This window comes from Paenibacillus sabinae T27 (assembly GCF_000612505.1).
Classification (GTDB): Bacteria; Bacillota; Bacilli; order Paenibacillales; family Paenibacillaceae; genus Paenibacillus_AQ; species Paenibacillus_AQ sabinae.
The window spans coordinates 1,978,441-2,001,084 of the sequence record NZ_CP004078.1 but is presented as its reverse complement, the minus strand read 5'-3'; the positions used below and the strand labels follow the sequence as shown (position 1 = coordinate 2,001,084).

The 22,644-nt window shown below is 53.3% G+C and carries 23 protein-coding genes; 4 read left to right on the top strand and 19 right to left on the bottom strand.

From position 1 onward, the window contains the following. Positions 1–59 precede the first annotated feature (59 nt). The 3 genes from PSAB_RS09160 to PSAB_RS09150 all read right to left on the bottom strand — a co-directional run bounded on the left by PSAB_RS09160 (position 60) and on the right by PSAB_RS09150 (position 3,415). Positions 60–1,052, bottom strand: coding sequence for a LacI family DNA-binding transcriptional regulator (locus PSAB_RS09160; protein ID WP_025334280.1), 993 nt, complete (start codon positions 1,050–1,052; stop codon positions 60–62). A 136-nt stretch (positions 1,053–1,188) separates the two neighbouring features. Then, positions 1,189–2,157: an aldo/keto reductase gene (locus PSAB_RS09155; protein WP_025334279.1), complete on the bottom strand. Its 969-nt coding sequence runs from the start codon at positions 2,155–2,157 to the stop codon at positions 1,189–1,191. A gap of 130 nt (positions 2,158–2,287) precedes the next feature. Further along, the gene (locus PSAB_RS09150) at positions 2,288–3,415 is read right to left on the bottom strand and encodes a glycosyltransferase (protein WP_226991782.1); all 1,128 of its coding nucleotides are present in this window, start codon (positions 3,413–3,415) and stop codon (positions 2,288–2,290) included. Between the two features lie 220 nt (positions 3,416–3,635). Here PSAB_RS09150 and PSAB_RS09145 point away from each other — a divergent pair, with 220 nt between their 5' ends. The 4 genes from PSAB_RS09145 to PSAB_RS09130 all read left to right on the top strand — a co-directional run bounded on the left by PSAB_RS09145 (position 3,636) and on the right by PSAB_RS09130 (position 7,705). Beyond that, positions 3,636–4,433, top strand: a complete 798-nt coding sequence (locus PSAB_RS09145) for an ABC transporter permease (protein ID WP_025334277.1) — start codon at positions 3,636–3,638, stop codon at positions 4,431–4,433. Between the two features lie 24 nt (positions 4,434–4,457). Then, entirely contained in the window at positions 4,458–5,261 is an 804-nt protein-coding gene (locus tag PSAB_RS09140) for an ABC transporter permease (RefSeq protein WP_025334276.1), read from the top strand. Then, entirely contained in the window at positions 5,262–6,272 is a 1,011-nt protein-coding gene (locus PSAB_RS09135) for an ABC transporter ATP-binding protein (RefSeq protein WP_025334275.1), read from the top strand. It abuts the gene before it with no gap. A 182-nt stretch (positions 6,273–6,454) separates the two neighbouring features. Next, complete coding sequence (locus PSAB_RS09130; RefSeq protein ID WP_025334274.1) at positions 6,455–7,705, top strand: glycosyltransferase family 8 protein; 1,251 nt, start codon at positions 6,455–6,457, stop codon at positions 7,703–7,705. A 79-nt stretch (positions 7,706–7,784) separates the two neighbouring features. Here the strand turns inward: PSAB_RS09130 and PSAB_RS09125 are convergent, their stop codons facing one another. The 16 genes from PSAB_RS09125 to PSAB_RS09050 all read right to left on the bottom strand — a co-directional run bounded on the left by PSAB_RS09125 (position 7,785) and on the right by PSAB_RS09050 (position 22,630). Further along, positions 7,785–8,201, bottom strand: a complete 417-nt coding sequence (locus tag PSAB_RS09125; protein ID WP_025334273.1) for a VOC family protein — start codon at positions 8,199–8,201, stop codon at positions 7,785–7,787. 83 nt (positions 8,202–8,284) lie between these two features. Further along, entirely contained in the window at positions 8,285–9,148 is an 864-nt protein-coding gene (locus tag PSAB_RS09120; protein ID WP_025334272.1) for an arylamine N-acetyltransferase family protein, read from the bottom strand. 35 nt (positions 9,149–9,183) lie between these two features. Continuing rightward, on the bottom strand, positions 9,184–9,915 hold the full coding sequence (locus tag PSAB_RS09115) for an alpha/beta fold hydrolase (protein ID WP_025334271.1): 732 nt from the start codon (positions 9,913–9,915) through the stop codon (positions 9,184–9,186). A gap of 177 nt (positions 9,916–10,092) precedes the next feature. Further along, positions 10,093–11,583, bottom strand: coding sequence for a cobyric acid synthase (locus PSAB_RS09110; protein WP_038595717.1), 1,491 nt, complete (start codon positions 11,581–11,583; stop codon positions 10,093–10,095). A 13-nt stretch (positions 11,584–11,596) separates the two neighbouring features. Next, the gene (locus PSAB_RS09105; RefSeq protein ID WP_025334269.1) at positions 11,597–12,193 is read right to left on the bottom strand and encodes a histidine phosphatase family protein; all 597 of its coding nucleotides are present in this window, start codon (positions 12,191–12,193) and stop codon (positions 11,597–11,599) included. Further along, positions 12,190–13,299, bottom strand: coding sequence for a threonine-phosphate decarboxylase CobD (cobD, locus tag PSAB_RS09100; RefSeq protein WP_025334268.1), 1,110 nt, complete (start codon positions 13,297–13,299; stop codon positions 12,190–12,192). The genes PSAB_RS09105 and cobD overlap by 4 nt, the downstream gene beginning before the upstream one ends. A gap of 16 nt (positions 13,300–13,315) precedes the next feature. Continuing rightward, a complete protein-coding gene (cobS, locus tag PSAB_RS09095; protein ID WP_025334267.1) occupies positions 13,316–14,089 on the bottom strand; it encodes an adenosylcobinamide-GDP ribazoletransferase in 774 nt (257 codons plus the stop codon). Next, positions 14,086–15,045, bottom strand: a complete 960-nt coding sequence (cbiB, locus tag PSAB_RS09090) for an adenosylcobinamide-phosphate synthase CbiB (protein WP_038596807.1) — start codon at positions 15,043–15,045, stop codon at positions 14,086–14,088. Before cbiB ends, cobS begins: the two co-directional genes overlap by 4 nt. Positions 15,046–15,060: 15 nt before the next feature. Further along, positions 15,061–15,681, bottom strand: a complete 621-nt coding sequence (cobU, locus tag PSAB_RS09085) for a bifunctional adenosylcobinamide kinase/adenosylcobinamide-phosphate guanylyltransferase (protein ID WP_025334265.1) — start codon at positions 15,679–15,681, stop codon at positions 15,061–15,063. A gap of 25 nt (positions 15,682–15,706) precedes the next feature. Beyond that, on the bottom strand, positions 15,707–16,264 hold the full coding sequence (cobO, locus tag PSAB_RS09080) for a cob(I)yrinic acid a,c-diamide adenosyltransferase (protein ID WP_025334264.1): 558 nt from the start codon (positions 16,262–16,264) through the stop codon (positions 15,707–15,709). Continuing rightward, a complete protein-coding gene (locus PSAB_RS09075) occupies positions 16,251–17,663 on the bottom strand; it encodes a cobyrinic acid a,c-diamide synthase CobB (RefSeq protein WP_025334263.1) in 1,413 nt (470 codons plus the stop codon). Before PSAB_RS09075 ends, cobO begins: the two co-directional genes overlap by 14 nt. After that, a complete protein-coding gene (locus PSAB_RS09070; RefSeq protein WP_025334262.1) occupies positions 17,660–18,769 on the bottom strand; it encodes a cobalt-precorrin 5A hydrolase in 1,110 nt (369 codons plus the stop codon). Before PSAB_RS09070 ends, PSAB_RS09075 begins: the two co-directional genes overlap by 4 nt. Continuing rightward, positions 18,762–19,556 (bottom strand): precorrin-4 C(11)-methyltransferase, encoded by a 795-nt coding sequence (cobM, locus tag PSAB_RS09065; protein WP_025334261.1) that lies wholly within the window; start codon positions 19,554–19,556, stop codon positions 18,762–18,764. The genes PSAB_RS09070 and cobM overlap by 8 nt, the downstream gene beginning before the upstream one ends. Continuing rightward, the gene (cobI, locus tag PSAB_RS09060) at positions 19,556–20,278 is read right to left on the bottom strand and encodes a precorrin-2 C(20)-methyltransferase (protein ID WP_025334260.1); all 723 of its coding nucleotides are present in this window, start codon (positions 20,276–20,278) and stop codon (positions 19,556–19,558) included. Before cobI ends, cobM begins: the two co-directional genes overlap by 1 nt. Continuing rightward, a complete protein-coding gene (locus PSAB_RS09055; RefSeq protein WP_025334259.1) occupies positions 20,275–21,528 on the bottom strand; it encodes a bifunctional cobalt-precorrin-7 (C(5))-methyltransferase/cobalt-precorrin-6B (C(15))-methyltransferase in 1,254 nt (417 codons plus the stop codon). The genes cobI and PSAB_RS09055 overlap by 4 nt, the downstream gene beginning before the upstream one ends. Further along, positions 21,521–22,630: a cobalt-precorrin-5B (C(1))-methyltransferase gene (locus tag PSAB_RS09050; RefSeq protein WP_084266471.1), complete on the bottom strand. Its 1,110-nt coding sequence runs from the start codon at positions 22,628–22,630 to the stop codon at positions 21,521–21,523. The genes PSAB_RS09055 and PSAB_RS09050 overlap by 8 nt, the downstream gene beginning before the upstream one ends. Positions 22,631–22,644 lie beyond the last annotated feature (14 nt).

Genomic DNA, 22,644 nt, shown 5'->3' with positions numbered 1-22,644 from the left:
ATTTATTGGTAACGTTCCCAATTTTACGAAAGACAATCCGCAGCATCCACCCTTTCCTATCAAGTGGATTGACGGACGATCAATTCGACGGGAAGCTCATACACCGCCGCCCCGGGTCCGGTCTGATTCAGGATGTCCAGTAAAACCTCCCCCGCTTTCTTCCCCATTTGCTCAATGGGCTGCCTGATGGTAGTGAGTCCCGGATCAAGCACTTCCGCTATGGGCTGATCATCAAAACCGATAACCGCCAAATCCCGGGGAATGGACAAGCCGGCCTTTTTCGCGGCCAACATCAGCCCTCCGGCAATTTCATCGCTCCCGGTAAATACAGCCGTCGGACGGTCCTTCATCTCAAGAAGCTGCTGCATCGTTTGTTTGCCGTCCTCGATCGTATGCTTATCGACCAGAATCCAGTTCGGATTCACCGGGATGCCAGCTTCCGCCAGCGCTTTTTGATATCCCAAATTCCGATCCCTGTCTTTTCCGAAATCGGTAAATAGCCCCCCGGTGCAATAAGCGATCTTGCGGTGGCCCCGTTCAATCAGATGCTTAACGCCGATGTAAGTGCCTTGATACTGATCCACTCTGATCATGGGGACATCCGCTCTGTTGATATATTCGTTGCACAGCACAATCGGTCCGTACTCTGTATAAGGCTTGATGTCCTCCCAATCGTTCTCTATCGACGCCATAATGATTCCGTCCGCCTGCTTGGTCTTCAGCAGATTCAAATAGGATAATTCCTTCTCTTTATCCTCGTTCGTCTGGCAGATTAGGGTCTGGTAGCCTTTCCGGTAACCGACCTGTTCAATGGCGTCCACCAGGTAGGAAAAAAACGGATTCACAATCTTCGGCACGACGACCGCGATGGTTGTGGCGATCTGGCCTCTAAGTCTTCTCGCTGAAGGATTGGGCGTAAAGCCAAGCTGCTCCATGGCCTTCAGGACCTGTTCCTTCTTGTCCGGGGAAATATGGGGATAATTATTGATCACCCGGGAAACGGTTGTCTTGGACACTCCCGCCAGACGGGCCACATCGATTATAGTTGTCATCCGCTATATTCACCTCTCTTTGGCAAAGTATTGAAACCAGTTTCAATCATTCTACCTTAAATCCGGACGATGCGAAAGGCGCAAAATAAAGCCGCCGGACACCCGAAAGTGTCCAAAGCGGCTTCATCATACCGAATCAGTTATAGAAATTGCGGACCCACCGGTGCGCTTTCAGCTTGGCGAGCTGGTCCTGGGGAAGCCCCAAACCGTCCCCGATCTTCATATTCCGTTCCACATTGGTAACGGAGCGCATGCCCGGAATAACCGTCGAAACAGCCGGGCTGCTGAGCACATAGCGCAGCGCCGTCTCGGCGATGCCGTCCACGGGGATATTGAGGTCGGCGGCAATGCTCTGTACCCGCTCATACACCTCTCGCTTGCGGTCACCCTTGAAATAATGATTGCGGAAATCGCCTTGCTCGAAGGTCGTTTCCGGAGTGATTTTTCCGGTTAACCCGCCTTCATCCAGCGCAACCCGGACGATCACCCCGATATTATGCTTCTCGCAGGCCGGCAGCAGCTCGTCCTCCGGACTTTGTTCAAAAATATTATAAATCACCTGCACCGTATCAACGAGACCGCTTTCAATCAGCTTGATCGCATTGCTTGGCTGATAGTCATTGATGGAAACGCCGAAGAAGCGGATCTTTCCCTGTTCTTTCAGCTTCTGCACGCCTTCGAGCCAGTCCCCGGTGCCAACCCACTCATCCGACCAGACGTGGAACTGCTGAACATCAATTGTCTCCAGCCCCAGGTTGCGCAGGCTCTGCTCCGTGCTGGAAATCACATGCTCCTTTGTGAACGTCTCCTCAGCCGGCACACCGCTGCGCGCGGGCCACTGTCTGTTCTTCGGCGGGATCTTGGTCGCTACATAGATGTTCCCCGCATGCTCCCGGACGACTTGTCCGACCAGCTGCTCGCTGTGACCGTCCCCGTATCCGAGCGCCGTATCGATAAAATTCAAACCAAGCTCAACCGACCGGTTCAGCGCACCCAGCGATTCTTGATCATCCGCGCCGATCCATGACGTCTTGCCAATTCCCCAGGCTCCAAAACCGACTTCAGATACTTTCAGACCCGTTCTTCCAAGCGTTCTGTAGTTCATAAGTTCCCTCGCCTTCTTTTATCATAAATTTTCCATTGCAAACTCCAGTATAGCACAGGGAAATACAAAGCTTAAAGCCGCCGGACACACGTTAATCCCTTGTGTTTGCCGGCGGCCCGCACAGCACTTCCTATTTCTTTCTTCCGATTACCTGCTCGATGGCCTGCTTCATCACCCGGCCCGACCGGTCCCAGGAAAGCCCGAGCGCAGCCTTGCGTCCCTGCTGCCCTTTTTTCTTGCAAAGACGGGGATTCTGATAGGCGGTTCTCATCTGCTTTTTGAGGCTTTGCAGCCGGGGCTCCGCCCATAGCTGCCCCTGCTGCGCGAACAGTTCATGAAATTTGCGCGATATGGCGTGTCTGCTTCTCATGCTAACCGCCGGGTTCTGAAGCATGTACTCCACCAGAAATGAATTTTGGCTGTTCAAGAAATCCATTTGGCCTCCCCATCCAGTAGCAATAACCGGAATACCGCTGGCCATTGCTTCAAGAAACGGCAGACCTACGCCTTCTCCTCTGGTTGGAAGAACAAAAGCATTTCCCAGCGTAAACATTCCTTTCATCTGTCCGGGAGTGAGCTGTCTGCCGATGATCTTGACGGGAGCGGTGCTTTTGCCATAACCGAGCTTTTTCTTATAGCCGGCAATTCGCTGCTTGATCCAGGCCTCATTCTCATGGGAACTGTAGCCGTTGGTCTTGATAACAAGCAGCACGGAATCTCTGGCGGAGAACTCCTCCCAATACGCCCGAAGCAGCCCTTCCGGATTCTTGCGGTGCTGAAATCCAAAGACGGATACAAATACGAATCTCCCTTTGCTCTCCGGGATGTTCAGCTTGGGATTCCCCGGACGGTATCCCTTCGTATCCACGCCATGAGGCACGATGAAGATTGGAACCTTAACTCCGCTCTTTAGGAGGGCTTCCTTGTTATGACGCGTGGGCACAAAGACCGCATCAAATTTATTCATGTGAGGCTTCCAGCTGTTTGGAATCCGCGTTGTCTCCCAGACGGTGTTGAGGATGACATAGTCGTAATGCTTTCTCTCTTGTTTGATATGGACATGGTGCGGCGGGTGATGGCAGATCAGCACTTTCTTGACAGCTGAACGCCGGGCTCCCGGGCGCTTTAACGCTCCGGCGCCAACCTGCACTTCCACACCTTGTCTGCGCAGCCCCCGTACATAGGCACGGCTGGCGATACCCAGCCCGCTCTTTTTCTTAACAGGACCTCTCCACTCACAGCGGTAGCTGTTCATCATTCCCCTCTTTTCTTTTGCTTGGACTCCTATCGTCCTTCTTAATGCAGCCTAAAAGTTATGCCGTTGGATTAGGATATGCAGGGTATCCTTCAGAAGGTGCCGGGCCGAGAATGTTATAAAGCTTTTTCCGAAAAATTTGAAAGCCTCGGCGACTGATCAATGCTAAAATATCGAAATGCATTTACTGGTTGAATCATCCATTTTGGGGGAGAGTGGTGCTGTGGGGAAATATGCCGCTTATACGATAACCACGCTGAAAAACACGCAGGTCTATAAGTTCGATTTGCTGCTTCGCGTAGTGAACTCTTTTATTTTGGTAATCGCTTTCAGGGAAGCGTGGAAGGCCATTTACGAGAACGGGCAAGGCCTCGTCCTGTCCACGGGAGTGACTTCGCAGGGAATGCAGACCTACGCAATGCTATCCGTCATCCTGTTCGCCCTCCTCCCCCCTTCCATCTCTTATGAAATCAGCGACAAAGTCAGAGACGGCTCCATCGTGTTCGATATGCAGAAGCCGTGGGACTATGAATGGATGCACTTCTCCAAAGCGGTCGGCGTCTTCGTGTTCAATTTGATTTATGCCGTTATTCCGCAGTTGATTGCGATTCTTTTGTTTTTCCCCGTCGATTATCCGGTCGGCCTGCAGGCCGCCGCTTTCGCGGCAAGCGTTCTGCTTGCTTTTCTGCTGTCCTTCTTGATCAATTTTATCGTCGGCATGACGGCTGTCCTGTTTACGGAGACGTGGGGAATCGATATGTTTAAGACCGTTATCACCGACATTTGTTCCGGTGCGATGGTTCCGCTCTGGTTCTTCCCGGACGCGGTCGCCCGGTTCCTCTCCTGGCTTCCTTTTCAGGGAATCTTCAATATTCCTTTGTCCTTATTTATCGGAAAAATAACGGGAACCGCCGTCTGGGAGCAGCTTGCCTTTCAGGCGGCGTGGTGTCTGGCCCTGCTGCTGCTGAGCAGGCTGATTCTTGCGGGGGTCCAGCGGAAGCTGGTCATTTCGGGAGGTTAAAACACAAGTGAGGAGTGTGTCCCATTGATCGGCAGACATATCAAGCTGTATCTTGCCATGCAATCGGCAAATTTGCGCTCGCACATGGCCTATCCGCTGAATTTCGCCATCGGTGTGCTGAGCATTACGTTTCTCGGGCTGTCCTTCATTCTGGTGTCCTGGGTCATCACTCAGAAGGTCCCGATCATTAACGGCTGGAGTACATATGAACTCATTTTCATGACTTCGCTCTGGCGGACGACCCACGGCATTTTCATCGCTTTTTTTGTGCAATGCTGGTTTCTCGATTCGCTGATCCGGAACGGTGAATTCGACCGTTTTCTCGTCAGGCCGCTTAACCCGCTGTTCTCCTTCGCCGCCTTCAACATTCAAATCTACGGATTCGGCGATATGCTGGCAGGCCTTATCGGGCTCGCCATATCCATGGCTCATATTCCGGACTGGACGCTTGGGAAGATTGCCTATCTGCTGGTAATCGTCATCAGCGGCGCAGCCATCGAATGGTCACTGCAGATGCTGATCGGCTGCATGGTGTTCTGGACGCTGCAGGGCGGGGCGATGCGCCATATTCTGGATCAGCTGCTTGCGCAGTTCACGCGTTATCCGCTGTCCATTTATAACCGCAGCTTGCAGGTTCTGCTGACTTTCATTCTGCCTGTCGCGTTCATCAGCTACTATCCTTCTTCCTTTTTACTGGGAAACCGGCCGGACGGCGCATTCTCTCCCCTGTTAATTTACTTTACGCCGCTGGTGGCGCTGGTCCTGGTCTTGGTCACTTACTTCGTATGGACAAAAAGCTTAAACGCCTATAAAGGAGCGGGATCTTAATTGGACATTATCGTAGCGGACCATTTAGTGAGACAATTTCATTCCAGGAAAAAGCCGGAAGGCTCATTCAAGCTGCTCAAATCCGTCTTCTCCATGAAAAAGGAGACCAAAAATGTAGTTGACCGTGTATCATTCACCGTACGCAAAGGGGATATCGTCGGCTATATCGGCCCGAACGGAGCCGGAAAATCGACCACCATCAAAATGCTGTCCGGCGTGCTTGTACCCACTTCTGGAACCGTTCATGTCAAAGGCCTGGAACCGCATAAGAACCGCAAGCAGCACGCGGGGAATATCGGCGTCGTGTTCGGACAGCGGACCCAGCTCTGGTGGGATTTGCCGCTAATCGAATCCTTTAAGCTCCTTGGCAAAATATACGATGTTCCCGAGGATCGCTTCCGCCGCAATCTGGAGATGTTGACCGATATTCTCGACATGTCGTCTTTCCTTTCCACGCCGGTACGCCAGCTCAGCCTCGGGCAGCGAATGCGCGGGGACATTGCGGCTGCCCTGCTGCATGAGCCGGAAATTCTTTTTCTCGACGAACCGACAATCGGACTTGACATCATGGCCAAGGAGAAAATCCAATCCTTTCTGCAAAAGATCAACAAAGAGAAAGAAATCACCATCATCTTAACGACGCATAACATGGACGATATCGAAAAATTATGCCATAGAGTCATCTTCATCGACAAAGGACAAATCCTGTTCGACGGCAGCACGGAGGTCATGACCGCTGAGTTCGGAGGCTTTCGCTATCTTGTCGTAGATGCGCCGAATTGGGACGAAGCCGCCTGGAATGGGCCGCCTGTCGAACGGAGGGAAGACAGCCAGCTGTTCTTTCGGATTGAAGACGACAAGCAGGTCGCCCCCATGATCAAGCAGCTCACCGACCTGATCGATATCCATAATCTGACCGTCCAGGAGCCCAAAATCGAAGACGTAATTAAACAGCTATACGGAAACCACCAAAACCCACTTTTGAAACCACAGCACCAGCAGACTCTTTAATATAGAATGAAACTGCACAGTGATAGCGGCTGTGCAGTTTTTTTATGCAGATTTCGTTTAGAGGATCGGGCACCTGCAGATAAATTGGGTGAATTGCTTGGTGAAAATGCCCTAATCCCCCGGTACTCCGCAAACGTATATTATGGTACATTCCCACAAATAACGTAATGGAGGATAATCCGATGATCGAACTGGTCCTGGCTTTTCAAGACAAGGATGGGAAGTACGCCGAGCATGCCGGAGTCGTTCTGGCGTCCGTATTCCACAATACGAGCGTCCCCGTTAATGTTCATATTTTGCATGATGAGACTTTAACCGAAGATAACAAGCAGCGGCTGCTGGATTTGACTACCGACTATAACGGAATGATCCAGTTTTATCACATCACTTTACCCGAGGACATGCTTCAGGTAATGAAGGGAATCGCTTCGATTGGCATCTGGACGGAGGCCTGCATGTACCGCCTGCTTCTCCCCGCTATCATACCTGTAGACAAAATGATTTATCTGGACTGCGATGTATTGGTGAATCTGGACATCGAAGAATTGTGGCAATCCGATTTGGGAAATTATGAGTTGGCCGCCGCCAAGGATCAGGGCATCATGGGGATCCCCCAGATTATCAGCTCGAAGGGACTGAATCCGGATCATTATTTTAACTCAGGGGTTATTGTATTTGATTTAAATCGTATTCGCAGCCATGAGAATTGGTACGAAGAAACGCTGAATTTTTTGCAAAAACATCCCGATACGGCTATGCCCGATCAGGATGCCTTGAATGCCGTGTTCGGGGGGAATTACCTGCCGCTCGACCAGCGGTTTAATTGGTTCAGCGCGACCATCACGGATTATGATTTTAATAATAAAATCGTCCATTTTGCCGGTGAGGATAAATGCTGGAAGGAGGATTCCTCAGGTTGGAAGCTGTACCAGTATTACCTTGACCTGACGCCTTGGGGAAAACGTCAATCTGGAAAAACGGCGGAAAACAGCGTTCCGAAATGGATGCCGGCTGAAGCGCCCCGGATTGAAATGCATCCGGTTCAAGTAAATCCTTTTCAAGTGAATTCTTTTCAGCTTCGTCTTGCTCCGGCGCTTCCAGCTCTAGCTCTAGCTCCAGCTTCTGCTCCGGCGCTCCCGGCTGCAGCAAAAAGAAAAATCAGAAAACGCAAAACGAAGAGTATGAAGAGATACCGGAAACGGATGTATGGTACAGCTTCAAAAACCACCATGAGACGAACAGTAAAGAGGGTTCCTCAGGCAAAACCCGTCTCCAAAAAAAGAAGCCGCATGAAGGGCAGACGAACGAAGACGGTTCTGGTTTCTTTTGACAGTTTGAAATGGATCAGAACGGGCGGAGGCCAGGGCTATTATGAACATCAAGGCGTAGAGATCAATCCGGCGCTGTTTCTGCCGGCAAGAACGCTGAATTAACAAGAAAAGCCGCGGTCACATGGACGCGGCCTTTCTTTTGTCATGGAAGCGACGGACTCCCCAACTGTAACTCTATCTGCTATACTTCACCATGGTTGAACTGCCATGTCACGCCGAACTTGTCCGACAAACTTCCGTAACACTTGCTCCAAAAGGTTTCTTGCAGCTCCATGCCTACTTGTCCGCCTTCTTTAAGCCCTGCAAAAGCGGATTTCAAGGCTTCGATGTCGTTAGACACAAGCGCAAGGCTGATATTACTGCCTACTGTAAAAGGCATGCCGGGGAACACATCGGAAAACATCACATGACTGCCAAAAATGTCAAGCTGGGCATGCATGATCAGTTTTTTCGCTTCGTCCGGGAGCGGGTATTCCGGGTTGGGAGGCGCTTCCCCAAACGTCATCAGGTTAGGTTTCTCCGTCCCGAACACCTTGGCGTAGAATTCTACAGCCTCTCGGCAATTGCCATTAAAATTCAGATAAGCGTTAACAGCCATTGAGCAAGCTCCTTTATTTTAAATTTGTTATTTCCATAATACATCATGTCTTAAAGAGCAATCAAATAAACCATGCAGCCGTCTTAGTTCCCCTTCGATTTGTTCCATTCTTCATGATTTTTCAGTACCTTCTTCCATAAATTATCCCGCTCTTGGCTGGAATAGTTAACCAGGTGTTCACCAAAAATCTCCCCTAGTACTTCAAGCCAATGGGATTTTGTAAGTATTTCGGTCGTCTCAACATTCCTGTTCTCCCGCTTACTCCAGATACAACCTCTAAGTTCATTGCTTCCCTCACCGTGCCTGTGCCTGATAAGAAACAGATTCAACCATGGCGAATCCGCTGCTCGGCTGTAATAATCGTGTTTCAGCTTAAACTCTTCCATATCAAGCACAACCTCAGGCGCATAATCCACTCCGGGAAACGAGGACAGAGGATCATGTTCCAATCTCCAACCGTTCTTAACTACAGCAGACTCCTTAACCCTATATGTAAAAGGGCCCTGCCCATAGACTCCTGCATGAAGCGGCAGCGGTTCATATGGCATATCGCCCAGGCCAACATCGATGATCCATCTCTCCTCCTCTTGCTCATCTTTCGCCATATTAACAGTTAATCCAAGGTGAAAAGAGTCTACCCGAGGTTCTTGTCCCGAAGGCTGGACGCCGGCCCTATGCCAGGAAACGTTATAGCCCAAGGAACGGAGGAGTGTGCTAAACGCTCCATTAAGGTGAAAACAATAACCGCTTCGGCGGTTGATCATAAGTTGTACGGATTCTCTAACATCAATGGAAACCGGTCTTCCGGCAAAAATATCGACAGTTTCCCATGGGATACTTTTCACATGAGCTTTATGCAGTTCGATTAAAAAGGATTTGGTAGGCGGCTGAATTTCGTTAATCCCTAATCTTGTTAGATAAGCCTTTATTTCTTCTTTCGATAACATTGACTCTTGTTGCCCCTTTTATAGTCAGGTTACAGTTATTTTGAGATTTTCTTAATAAATAAGTTCACTTCAGCAATATACTTATCTTCTTCCTCATCAGGAATCATGTGTCCAGACTGCAGAAAGTCAACAACTTGGCAAGAAGGAAAGGATTGAGTATACAAATGCAAGGTTTCATCAAAAATATTCGATGGAATAACAGATTCCTTATTTTTACCGACAAAAAGACTTACGGGTAACTGTATTTGCGATAATTGCGGAGAAAAGTCTACTTCCTTCGCATCATTTCCCAGCCCCTCAAGCGCTTTCGAGCGCATGAAGTTTAAAATAGGAACCTGTAAGTAAACAAGTTCACGCCACATTTGTACAGTTTCTGCTGTAAGGCTTCTATGTATAGGTGGTTGGTCCACAAGTATAAGACCCTGCATATTATGTTGATTCTGTATACTCCACCCTAGGGCGTAAGATGCTCCTCTAGAAAATCCTAGTATGCAGTATTTCTGAAGTTCACAATGTTTAACAATCGCTTCAATATCAGTAAGATGATCCGTAAGATCATAGCCTGATTGGGGCGTCGAACTTAAACCTCGACCACGAAAACTAAACGCGACAACATGACTCGAAATCCCAGACAGAAGGGGGATCGCTCTCTCCGAAGGTTCCCATAATCCGCCAATAATCAGAAGTGATGGCACATCAGGAGAAGCAACTCCATTCTCCAGCACATGCAAAGCTACTGATCCATTATTAACAAAATAGCTTCTCATCCGTTGTACCTCCATAGATAAATAAAACTAATAATAGCTTCTCCTAGAAAAATATTGAAGCATAATGATCACATCAGTTCGTCGCTAGCGCAATATCCATTGTCTGGAAGGTTTGTTTTTGACCAAAAGTAAAAGAACCCGAACCATTTCCGCTCTCACGATTGCTCGGGCTCCTTCTCATTTTAATCCGGCAATCCGGTAAATCTTGCCGATATCGAGATGCGCTCTGGCATGTTCGGCCAATCGGTCGAACGCGGCTGTTTTGCGGCTTTGGAAATGAATGTCCGTTTCAAGAGAGGCAAGTCCTTTTTCCTGCCGGATCAGGTTGAGCCATTTACGCCGGAATTCATCGTTTTCGAATATCCCGTGCAGATAAGTGCCCCATATCCTCCCGTCAGCCGACAGCATGCCGTCTTCATGACCGCCGATCTGAAACAGCCCTTCTATGGGCTTCAGCTTCTCCGTCCTGCCCATATGGATTTCGTAACCCTCAACGGAAATACCTTGCAGCTCCAGCCATTCCGGATGCTTGCAAGCTACAATTCCCCGGACTCGCTCCGTTCGTTTATCGGGATGAAAGACCGTTTCCGCCGGCAAATATCCAAGCCCAGCCACTTCACCTTCCTCCGACTCCACTTGATGCGGGTCGCTCAGTCTCGCACCTAGCATCTGGTATCCGCCGCAAATGCCCACTAGGCGGGTACCGAGTCCGACCTTTTTGCTAATGGCTTCCGCCAATCCCAATTCCCTCAGAAATCCCAGGTCTGCCAGGGTGTTCTTCGTTCCGGGCAGCAAAATGACATCGGGATTGCCCAGTTCCTCCGGACTCTGTACATAACGCACCTGCACATCCGGTTCAGCCCCGAGCGGGTCGGTATCCGTAAAGTTGGAAATCCGGGGCAACCGGATGACAGCGACATCGATGTCGGCATCCGGATTCAGGTTATCCGCCTGGTGATCCAGGGCCACCGAATCCTCGGCCTCGATATCGATCCCGTTCAGGTGGGGGACCACGCCAAGGACGGGTATTCCCGTACGCTGCTCCAGCCAGTCCAACCCGGGCTGCAGGATCGCGATATCCCCCCGGAATTTATTGATAATGAAGCCTTTTACCCGGCTCCGTTCATGCTCTTCAAGCAGCTCCAGCGTTCCGACGATAGAGGCGAACACACCGCCGCGATCGATATCCGCGACGAGAACAACCGGAGCATCCGCCCACTCCGCGAGCCGCATATTGACAATATCCCGGTCCTTCAAATTGATTTCCGCCGGGCTCCCCGCCCCTTCGATGACGATTACCTCATACTCGGACTTCAAGCGATCAAGGGCGTCCCGCACAATGCTACCCGCTATGGGAAGGTACTCTTCACGGTAGCGCCGGGCGCTCATTTCCGCATGCGGCCTGCCGTGGACGACAACCTGGGCGGTCATATCCCTTGTCGGTTTGATTAGAATGGGGTTCATGTCCGTTGTAGCTGTAATCCCGCAGGCTTCCGCCTGAACGCCCTGCGCCCGGCCGATCTCTTTGCCGCACAAGGTAACATAGGAGTTCAGCGCCATATTTTGCGACTTGTAAGGCGCCGTCTTAAACCCGTCCTGAACCAAAATTCGGCAGATTGCCGTGGTGATGATGCTTTTTCCTACGTCGGACGCCGTTCCCTGGAACATAATCGTTTTCGCTTTACTCAGTTTCCCTCACCTCTTGACCCTCGCATTCAGTCCATTCCCCATGCTTAAGGGGATTCTCCCAGAATGGCTTCTTCCCGATATGCGCGAGCCATGAATTGATGACTCCGCCATGGGTAACAATTAGAATCCTGCTGTAATCCTGCCCGCTCACTTCCTTCATAAAATCGCACACCCGGCTGCGGACATCGGATAGCGATTCTTTCCCGCCGGGCGGGGTCCGCGTCTCGATCTGTTCGTACCACCGGGTCATTTCTTCGGGAAAGCGGGCCATTGCTTCTTCATAAGTTAATCCTTCGATCCAGCCGAAATCCGTTTCTCTCAGCCTTGCATCCGCGATCAGCGGAGGCCGGCTTAGGCCAGCGTCAAATACCGCCCGCTGTACTTCACAGGCTGTCTCGCGGGCTCTTCGCAGATCGCTGCAATAAATGGCATCCAAATGAAAATGCGTCAAGGCACTGCCGAGTTCCTTCGCTTGTTTCCTGCCCCGCTCATTCAACGGCTGATCCGTATGCCCAAGATAACGCCGCTGCGTATTCCAATCCGTAGCTCCATGTCTGGCTAAGATAATTTTGGTTAGCGGGACGTTCAATCTATCCCCTCCGCTTCCTGCCGATTGCAGAGCGCGCCGCGCAGCGCGGCAATCAAGCGTTCATTCTCCATGCATGTTCTAACCGCAATCCGGAAGTACCGCGTATCCAGACCGGCAAAGCCTGTGCAGAGGCGAATTAGAATGCCCTGCTTCCCCAGCGTGAGCTGCAGCTCCGAAGCATCCGGACCGGACGCAGCGGTGCGGACCAGCATAAAATTAGCTTTTCCCGGATACGGCAGGCAGCCGATTCGCTTTAATTCCTCTTCAAGCCAAGCCCGCTCAACGGCTACGAGCTGCCTTGTGCGCGTTTCGTATTCGCTCTGGCTTAATGCGTAGACCCCGGCTTTTTGCGCCAAATGATTTACGCTCCAAGGCACCTGCAGCTTCCGAATGAACGAGATATTGTCCGGATGGGAGGCGGCATAACCAAGGCGCAATCCGGGGATGCCGTAAAATTTGGTCATAGACCGGATAACAATCACATGCCTTGAGGCAGACGCCTCGCGAATGAAAGACAGCTCTTTCTCGTCCTCGAAAAAGTCAATGAACGCCTCGTCGAGAACGAGGATGGTATTATGCGCTATGGCTGTGTCTGCAAGACGAACCACTGCTTCCTTGTTCAACCACTGTCCCGTAGGATTGTTAGGCTGGCCAATAAACAACAGGTCGGCTTCTTCGCAAGCGGCGAGCAGCGCTTCCTCGGGAATGGCGAAGCCATCGTCCGCAGATGCGGGAACGGATAGAACTTCGGCGCCGGCTTTTAACGCGGCTTCGGCATATTCCAGGAACGCCGGATCTACCACCGCCACTTTCCCCGGCTTAAACCCTCGAACGATCAAATCAATGATTTCGGCAGCCCCGTTGCCAACGAGAATGGACGCAGGCTCAATATTGTATTTTTGCGAAATGGCTGTTCGCAGCTCTCGGGATTCAGGGTCGGGATAGTGAACCAGCCCCGCCCATTGTTCATGAAGGACATCCTTTAACCCCGGCGGCGGCCCCAAGGGATTAATATTCGCGCTGAAATCAAGCAAATCCCGGGCCGGTACTCCGAACAGTTCAACCGCCGTAGTCAAGTCCCCTCCATGGCCGTTTCGTTCCAGCATGCTTTTTCCTCCTGTTCTAGAACGAGATATATACCGCAGCCAGGAGACCTACGGTCTCTACCAGCTCGTTTAAAGCCCCATATGTATCCCCAGTCAACCCTCCAAGCCGCCGGACAAAATGACGGACCAGCAGCCAGGCGGCGGCGGCCTGAATGCCTGAAAGCCAGAACCAGCCGTAGGAAGGCCGGAGAATAACCGGGAACAGCAGCAGCAACATCGCTCCTGCAAGATAACCGGCACGGGCCTCCCGGAACAGCCCTCCCATGCCTTGCTCTCCTCCAATATAAGGGCGCCGGACAATGGCAGCCACCATGGCCCCCCGGCTCACAGCCGGAACGGTTAGCAGCACACAGAGCAGCATGTTCCCGGATATCGAACCCTGATGCATTCTGTCAAGCAGAGTCCACAGGGAAGCCCACTTCAGTAACAGCACGAAGAACGCCGCCAACACGCCCATGGCTCCAACACGGCTGTCCTTCATGATCGCCAGCATCTGCTCACGCGGCCGATGGCTTCCGAGTCCGTCCGCTGTATCCATCAATCCGTCCAGATGCAGGCCTCCGGTTATAAGGGTCCAAATGAGCAGCAGTACAGCCGCATCGAGAGGAGCCGAGCCGGATGACAGCACCACCAAAGCCAGATAAAGAATAGAGCCGATGACAAACCCTACAACTGGATAAAATATTACGCTCCGGCTCACATAGCGCTTGTCATATTCCACTTGAACGGGAATCGGAAGCCGGGTAAGAAACTGGAACGCCACGATCAAAGAAACCAGCCATTGTCTCATTTTATCTCTCCAATAAAAAGGCTTCCCGCCACGAGCAGCAGTAAGAGCATGATGAGTGCCGCGGTCAGCCATAGAATCTTTATCGTCTGCCGGATATCTTCTGCTGCCAACTCCCGGGTGGCGGTTCCCATTCTGGCTCTCTCCGATACAATGCCGCCATAGCTGTTGAACCCGCCGAGCTGAATCCCCAGCGCTCCGGCAACCGCGGCCTCGGGGATACCGCTGTTCGGGCTCGGATGCTTCGTGGCATCGCGCCGCATGGCCTGCCAGGCCCTTCCGGCATTCAGCCCTTTCGTCATGAGCGCCGAAGCCCAGAGCAGCAGCCCCGTTATTCTGGCAGGGATATAGTTCAGCACATCGTCAAGCCGGGCGGAGGCCCAGCCGAAATACCGGAATTTATCGTTCTTATAGCCAACCATCGAATCGAGGGTATTCACCGCACGATACAGTAAAGCCAGGGGAGCCCCGCCGAGCAGCGCGTAAAATAAGGGAGCAACCACAGCATCGACAATATTCTCGGCAACCGTCTCTACGGTGGCTCTCGTGACTTCCCGTTCCGATAAAGCATGCGTTTCCCTGCCCACAATGTAGCCGACATAGGTTCTGGCGCTGTCCAAATCTCCATTAACCAAAGGGCGGAATACCTGCATGGCCGCGTCACCCAAGCCTTTGATGGCAATCGTGGTTGAAATCAGCCAGACCTCCGCTAAAGATCGGATAACAGGGTGGATGAGGCCGGCAAGCCATAGAATCAGGAAAGCGGCGGCGTAAACGGCGGATAGTACGACCAGGACAAGGAGCACGCCAAGCGCTCTCTCCGCCGCCCGCCCAGTTCCCCATTTCCGCAGGGCCGATTCCGTGCCGGATATGATCTTCCCGATCCCGATCACCGGATGCGGAATGCCTCGCGGGTCGCCGACCAGCAGATCAATGACAATCGCTGTAATCACAAACATAATTCCTTGCAACAATTACTGCCCCTTTCCGCCGAACCGCCAGGCCGCTTCCCGCAAATTCAAAGGAATTCCGCAAACAACCAGAAAGACTTCATCCGCCTGTTCCGCAAGCGTCTGATTCACCTGCCCGGCAAGGTCGCGGTACACTCTGCCGAGCGGATATTCGGGAACGAGTGAGTCGCCCACTTCATTGGTGACCAGAATCGCATGGAACGGAGCACGTTTCAGCAGGCGGGAAAGCTCCCGGGTCCGCCCAAGAATAGCTTCGCTGTGCTCCGGCTTCATCCAGCGCTCTTGTCCCTCTTCTTCTGGCTGTAACAGCAGGTTCGAAATCCATAAGGTAATGCAATCGATCAGGACAACGGATACCGGTTCTTCCGACAGCCGCCGGATGACGGATTCCAGCTCGTACGGCTCTTCGACCGTCCGCCATTCCGCGGGCCGCCGGTCCCGGTGTAATGCCGCCCGCCTTTTCATTTCGTCATCATATAACTGGGATGTGGCTATATACACAACTTCCTGCCCCCGGAGCAGTCCCAGTTCTCCGGTATACTGTTCGGCAAAACGGCTCTTGCCGCTTCGCGCCCCGCCGGTGGCAAGAATCAGCTTTTTTTCATAGGACTCCGCTTCAACCATCATTTCCTCCCTGCCGCGTCCAAGGTCAATATTCAATCCCGAGAACCGCGGGTACTCCATCATTGTAATAATGCTTAACGGCCTGAACCTCGGACACCAGGTCCGCCAGTTCCAGAATTTCCGGTTTCGCCTGACGCCCGGTCAGAACCAGATGCAAATGCTTCGGCTTTTGCCTGATTAAATCGAGCACTTCTCTAAGGGGAAGGACGTCTTCAATCGGGAATTTCTCGATCGCGAGCGCATTGTTGATCTCGTCCAGAACCACAACGTCCCAATCGCCGCCAAGCACTTCATCTCTGGCCGAAGACCAGGCCTCCCGCAGAGCGGTGCGGTGCTCCTCCGGCGTCTTCGTCCAGGTGAATCCCACGCCAAGCTGCCGGATCTCCACCCCCAGTTTGCGAAGAGCGATATGTTCTCCGTAGGTCCTCTGGGGCGATTTGATAAATTGCAGAATCAGCACTTTGTAGCCGCGCCCCGAAGCCCGTACCGCGAGTCCCAGCGCGGCTGTCGTTTTGCCTTTGCCGTCGCCTGTATAGACAAGGGTATAGCCCTTGCGGTTCGATCTCCGGTCAGACTGTTCCACTGGCTTCGCCTCTTTTCCGGCTGTATTGTAAGCAGCGCTGTATGAAGCGCTCCGCGGCTTTCGGATTGGATGCAAAATGAAGATGCGTGTAGCCTGCCATCACATTTTCCGAATGGTAGCCTTCCAGTCCCGTTCCGCGCAGACCTTTCGTTTCATAAACAAAAGGGTAATTCTCCCGGTCCGCCGTTAGTTTGGAATAATGGAACTCATGGCCCCGGATGACCTCGCCCGCTTCCATAAGCAGACAGTCCCGAAGCGCCGTGGCCTCACGGTAGCCCAGAGCAGCAAGCTTATCCTGCATGGCAACGTCCGCTGGGATAAGCCCGACCATTGCATGGGCAACTCTCGCGCGGTCCGTAATCGAACGGGTAAGGTACATGTACCCTCCGCATTCGGCGAAGACCGGGAGCCCTTCCCGGACGCGGGCTTGCAAATCCCGCTTTACCCGCTCATCCGCCGCTAGCTTAGCAGCAAACTCCTCGGGGAATCCGCCGCCGAGATATACACCGTCCGCATCGCCCGGCACGGTATCGCCCGCCAGAGGGCTGAAATACACCAGCGTGGCGCCATATTGCTCAAGCAGTTCCAGGTTCTCACGGTAGTAGAAGTTGAATGCCGCGTCCCGGGCAACGGCAATCACCGGTCCAGGGTTCGGGCACGGCCCGCCGCTGAACAGCCGTTCCTCCGGCCATGCAAGCGGTTGAGCCGTACCCGCGAGTGTCAGCACCGACTCAATATCCACTCCGCCCTCGACCAGATCGGCCGCCCGTTCAAACAAACCGTCCAGTTCTCCCCGTTCAATGGCCGGAACGAGACCGAGATGGCGCTCGGGAATATCCAGCCCGTCGTCCCGCCCCAGCCAGCCGACAACGGGAATGCCGCATTCCTGTTCAATCGCGGCTTTTACGAGCTGGTAATGTCCCCGGCTTCCGCACTTGTTGACGATAACACCGGCTATGCGGATGCTTTCATCCAGCTTCTGGTACCCCAGTACGACAGCGGCCGCGCTGCGAGCCATGCTCTGCGCGTTCACAACGAGAATGACCGGACTCTCCAGCAGGGCGGAAATTTCCGCTGTCGAACCGGTATTGGACAACGGGTCCTTCCCATCGTACAGCCCCATGACGCCCTCAATGATAGACAGATCCGCTCCTTCGGAAGCTCTGAGAAAAATTTCACGCATGATATCATAGGGCAGCATCCAGGTGTCCAGATTACGCGACGGCCTGCCCGTTACGGCAGTATGATAGGTCGGATCGATGTAATCGGGGCCGCATTTGAAGCCCTGAACCCGAAGACCCCGGCGCTTCAGCGCGGCCATTAACCCTATCGTCACCGTTGTTTTACCGGCGCCGCTGCCCGTCCCTGTAATGACGATCCGGTTTCTGTTCTCGCTCATATCCTCACCTGCCCGCCAGACGGGAATGGAACGCGGGCGATGGAAAGGGTGACGTTGCCGCTCTTCCTTTTCTCCAGCAGCCAATCCGCCGCTCCGGATGAGCGAAGCGCCGCAGGCTCGCTAACCCCGTATGCGCCCGTATATTTAAATACCGTTTCGGACGGATTTCGAAGAGGAACTTCATTCAGCTCGTCCGGCGTATACAGCTCAAGCTTCCACTTATACTTCCGGCAGACTTCGAGAAGCCCCTCTTCATCCTTCTTCAGGACAATGGTGGCCGCATTGCGGACGCTTTTGACGGACAGACGGAGCTCGGACAGTGTGCTTTTGATCGTATGCTCGATCTCTTCCGCCGATGTCCCCCGGTTGCACCCGATGCCGAGGACAAGCGTCTTGGGCCTGTACAGCACCCCGTTGCTCAGCAGCGCGGCTTCTTCCCCAGACTCCAGCAGCCGGTCCGTAACGACCAGCGCCGCGTCAAACGCCGCACGCATCGCCTCTGAGGCGTGACCGTAAACGGCAATATGCGGCGGCAGCGGCTTGTCATAGGTCCACCACTGCGTCTCGCCCGCTTCCTGCACAACGGCGATCCGCCCCTCATTGACCACCGATGCGCTGACGGGTGTCGCCTTGTCGAAGCTTTCAATCTCCCAGCCGAAGCCGCGTCCGAACAAATCCACCGGAATCGTCCCCTGTACATCGGACGCGGTCGTGATGACAGGGCGGGCGCCGAGTGCTTTCGCTACCTCCAGCGTCAGCGCATTGGCTCCGCCCAAATGCCCTGAAAGTACGCTGATCACATGCTGGCCGCGATCATCGATCACGATGACTGCAGGGTCTTTTTTCTTGTCTTCCAGAATCGGGGCGATCATGCGGACGACGGCTCCAAGAGAAATGAAGATAATAAGTCCTTTGTAGGCTTTGAACAGGTCCGGCAGGATCAGCTTGACAGAGCCTTCGAACAGCCTGTACCCGAGCTCCGTCTCGTCGCCCCGGGCGAATTTGCTCATATAATAGAGGTCGGTTCCCGGGAAATCGCCGGCCAAGGACCGGGCCATTTCCACCCCATGCTTGGTGATCGCGACGGCGGCGTAAGGCTTAGTCATTGGCTGCCAGCCCTTTCCGGTAACCGTGGGTAAACGACTTGTCATATAGTTTGGAACGGTGATCATCCCGGTCAACCATTCCCGGGTCAAGCGCCCAACCCGCCAGAATCATGGCATGCATGCGAATTCCGGCCTGCCGCAAATCGCTGTCGAGATTTCGGAGCGTCGTGCGCACAATTTTCTGGTCCGGCCATGTGGCCCGCTGCACGACGGCGACCGGCGTGTCCTTCGACCAGCCTGCCTCCACAAATTCTTTGACCACCTTCTTCGCGAGCGTAGCGCTTAAAAACAGGGCAACCGTACAATGATGGGAAGCGAGGTCGCGAAGCTTCTCCCGCTCCGGAACGGGCGTTCGCCCTTCGGCCCGGGTTAGAATGACCGTCTGGGTCAAATCCGGCACCGTCAATTCGGCGCCCAGGACGGCTGCCGCAGCAAAAACGGAGCTGACGCCCGGCACGATCTCGTAGGGGATGCCGCGCTGCTTCAGCAGAACCATCTGCTCCAGGATCGCGCCGTATACGGCTGGGTCGCCCGTATGCACGCGGGCCACGCTTTTTCCGGCCAGAACGGCCTCTGCCATCACATCGACCATCTGCTCCAGATCCATCCCGGAGCTCTGCAGCACCTTGGCATGACTGCCCGCACGGGCGACAAGCTCTTCGTTCACGAGCGAATCGGTATACAGGACGAGATCGGCGTTCATCAGGATGTTCAAGCCTTTCACTGTAATCAGATCCGGATCACCCGGACCGGCGCCGACAATATACACTCTCGGTTCGAGCTTCACTATTTTTTCACCGCCATTAACGTTAAATATTCAAGCTCCTGCCCCTTTAATTCCCGCACATTCTGCCAGATCAGCTCATCCGAAGAGGTTACTTTCATGACCACCGAAGCTTTGTCCACAAGCTCCATCTCCTCCAACAGATCGATAATCAAATCCAGCACTTTGGCTACCTTGATGAACACAACCGCGTCATGGTCTTCAAGGGCTTTCTTCATTGCTTGACGGTCATTACGGGCCGGTACAATCGCTACCTGTTCGTCACCGTCGGCCAGAGGGAGTCCGAGGCGGGCGGCAGCCCCCAGGACGGAGGAAATGCCCGGGACAGAAACAACAGGGACTTCTGGATAGAGCTCCTGCACCAGGCGGGCCATATGAATAAAAGTGCTGTACAAATTGGGATCGCCTTCCGTCACAAAAGCGATATCGCGCCCTTCCTTCAGGTGCTCCCAGCACTGGGCAACCGTCCGGCTCCACTCCCTATCAAGGGTTTCCTGATCCTTGGTCATCGGGAATACGAGACCCAGCATTTCTTTTTCCGCCGTATTAATATATAATTCCACGATTTCAAGGGCGTAGGATTTGCCTCCCATCCGCTTCTTGGGATAAGCAATAACCGGACATTCTTTCATCAGGCGGAACGCCTTGACCGTAATTAACTCCGGGTCTCCCGGGCCTACACCAACCCCGTATAAGGTTCCTGTTTTTACTGCTGTCGTTGTCATGGTTGTTCGGTTCCCCCTCTTTCACTTTCGGGCTTCGCAATACCGGTGATCACATAAATGGGATTGAGTCCTTCGAAGCGGGTCATATTCAAAATCGGCTTGCTGCGCGAAATCTGCACCAGCATAATCCGGGAATCAAAGCCGTGATCGGCAAGCGCCTGCCGGGATTCGGACAATGTCTCAATCGTAGCCGCGTTCACGACTATACGCCCTTCCGCGTTCAGCCGGGAGCAGCAGATCCGGATCAACTCCCGCAGTTCCCCTCCGCTGCCGCCAATAAACACCGCATCCGGATCGGGAAGCTGATCAAGGCCATTCGGGGCTTTGTCATGAATCACCGTAAAATCCGCGCGGAATTTCTTCCGGTTCAGCTCAATGTTCTCGATATCTCCGGCGTTTTTCTCGATAGCAAACACCTGCCCGTACGGAGCAGACAGCGTACACTCAACAGCGACCGATCCGGAGCCGGCTCCAATATCCCAAACGACACTATCTTTCTTAAGCCTTAGCTCAGCCAGGCTGAGCACCCGGACTTCCTTTTTGGTAATCAATCCTTTTTCAGGCTTACGCTGATGAAACTCATTGTCCTCTATGCCAAAGCCAAACTGAGGTGCCATAACCCCAGGTTTTCGGCGCAAAATGACAACATTCAGGGGTGAAAACTCCGTCCGGGACATCTCGTCCAGCGTCCAGAATCCGCATCTCTCATTGACGCCACCCAGATTTTCCGCAACAAAAGCGTCATATTCATTGACCCCAAAATCGATCAGATAACGGGCAATCGCAGACGGACTGTTCTCGTGATCGGTCAGCAGGGCAATCTTCTCTTTACCGTTGATTCTCTGCGCCAACCCTTTCATCGTTCGCCCATGGACGCTTTCCACTGCGGCATCCTGCCAGCTTTCACCCATTCTTGCAAAGGCCAATTGCACCGAGCTTACATGAGGATGGATCTCCACCGCATCCCCGCCCAGCTTCTTCACCATGAAACTCGCGATACCGTAAAACAGCGGATCACCGGAAGCCAGCACAACGACATCTTTGTCCGCCCTTAGTTCAGCCAGCCGTTCGACAGTGCTTCCCAGCCCTCCTTTAAATATGAAGCTTTCTCCCTGGTGATCAGGGAAAAAAGACAAATGTCTCTCGCCTCCGGCAAGCACGTCCGCCCGATGAATCCGTTCGAGGGAAGCCGCGGATAGCCCCGCAGGGCCTTCGTCTCCGATACCGATAATCTTGATGCGCCTATCCACTCCGTTCCTCCCTCCCTAATATCTCGCCTTTCATCGTGACCAGCACGACCTCCACCGTTACTCCTCCCCCGATATGCTCAAGACAGTGACGGCAGGCGTATTCGCATAATTTATCAAAAAAACCGGGCAGACCGGCTTCAATTACGAGTTCGGCGGCTTGAGTCGCCGTGTTGCACTCCAGAATCGCCTCCTGAAGTTCGGGTGACGCGCCCGTCTCGACTGCGGCCTTAGCCAAAAAACCGAAGTCGACGGCGGCGCTTTTAGAGTGAACCATCATCACGCCCTGGGCCACTTTCGAGAATTTGCCGATCATGCCGACAAGGCTGATGGTGCTCATTCCGAGGCGCTTGGCATGCTGTAGGGAGAAGCCGACGAAGTCACCCATCTGGATAAAAGCCTCTTCACTCAGCTCCGGGTTTAGCTTCATTGCATATTTCTCGCTGCTGCCGCCTGTGGTCAGAACAACCTGAGTGCAGCCCGAAGCTCTTGCCACCTGCATGGCTTGAATAATGCTCGCCTTATACGCCGACGTGGAAAATGGCACCACTGTCCCCCGAGTACCCAAAATCGATATCCCGCCGATAATGCCCAGACGGCCGTTCAAGGTCTTCTTGGCGATTTCTTCTCCGCCGGGTACAGAAATGACCACTTTAACGCCCCGGTCTATGCCGTACTCGTCCAGGACTTCCTGAACTTCCTTCCGGATCATTCGGCGGGGAACCGGATTGATGGCCGCTTCGCCTACCGGAATGGGAAGCCCCGGCTTGGTGACACGCCCCACCCCGGTGCCGCCGTCCAGTTCGATGCCGCTGCCGTCCGTCCATGCCGCCATAGCGACAATCCTCGCCTTATGGGTGGCGTCCGGGTCATCGCCCGCGTCCTTGGTCGTAGCGCACTGGGCCATATCAGCAGTGAATTCACCATCTACAATGGTAAACGTATGGAAAAATCCGGCGGGCAGCCAGATGGTGGATTCATTAACCCGGCTATGGGTAGCCAGCATCATGACTGCGGCTTTCGCCGCCGCAGCCGCACAGGCGCCGGTTGTATATCCGTGCCGCATCTCTTTCGGATTGTTCTCCGGTTCCACAAAATCGCTCATGAGATCCCTTCCCT

Coding starts and splice junctions, on each gene's coding strand:
- cobS (WP_025334267.1), bottom strand. CDS start 14,089: ATGAGACAATGGCTGGTTTCTTTGATCGTGGCGTTCCAGTTTCTTACC.
- cobI (WP_025334260.1), bottom strand. CDS start 20,278: ATGACAACGACAGCAGTAAAAACAGGAACCTTATACGGGGTTGGTGTA.
- cbiB (WP_038596807.1), bottom strand. CDS start 15,045: ATGTTTGTGATTACAGCGATTGTCATTGATCTGCTGGTCGGCGACCCG.
- PSAB_RS09075 (WP_025334263.1), bottom strand. CDS start 17,663: ATGAGCGAGAACAGAAACCGGATCGTCATTACAGGGACGGGCAGCGGC.
- PSAB_RS09115 (WP_025334271.1), bottom strand. CDS start 9,915: ATGAGAAGCTATTTTGTTAATAATGGATCAGTAGCTTTGCATGTGCTG.
- PSAB_RS09125 (WP_025334273.1), bottom strand. CDS start 8,201: ATGGCTGTTAACGCTTATCTGAATTTTAATGGCAATTGCCGAGAGGCT.
- PSAB_RS09150 (WP_226991782.1), bottom strand. CDS start 3,415: ATGATGAACAGCTACCGCTGTGAGTGGAGAGGTCCTGTTAAGAAAAAG.
- PSAB_RS09155 (WP_025334279.1), bottom strand. CDS start 2,157: ATGAACTACAGAACGCTTGGAAGAACGGGTCTGAAAGTATCTGAAGTC.
- PSAB_RS09050 (WP_084266471.1), bottom strand. CDS start 22,630: ATGAGCGATTTTGTGGAACCGGAGAACAATCCGAAAGAGATGCGGCAC.
- PSAB_RS09160 (WP_025334280.1), bottom strand. CDS start 1,052: ATGACAACTATAATCGATGTGGCCCGTCTGGCGGGAGTGTCCAAGACA.
- cobD (WP_025334268.1), bottom strand. CDS start 13,299: ATGCTGGAACGAAACGGCCATGGAGGGGACTTGACTACGGCGGTTGAA.
- PSAB_RS09120 (WP_025334272.1), bottom strand. CDS start 9,148: ATGTTATCGAAAGAAGAAATAAAGGCTTATCTAACAAGATTAGGGATT.
- PSAB_RS09110 (WP_038595717.1), bottom strand. CDS start 11,583: ATGTTCCAGGGAACGGCGTCCGACGTAGGAAAAAGCATCATCACCACG.
- cobU (WP_025334265.1), bottom strand. CDS start 15,681: ATGGTTGAAGCGGAGTCCTATGAAAAAAAGCTGATTCTTGCCACCGGC.
- PSAB_RS09070 (WP_025334262.1), bottom strand. CDS start 18,769: ATGACTAAGCCTTACGCCGCCGTCGCGATCACCAAGCATGGGGTGGAA.
- PSAB_RS09130 (WP_025334274.1), top strand. CDS start 6,455: ATGATCGAACTGGTCCTGGCTTTTCAAGACAAGGATGGGAAGTACGCC.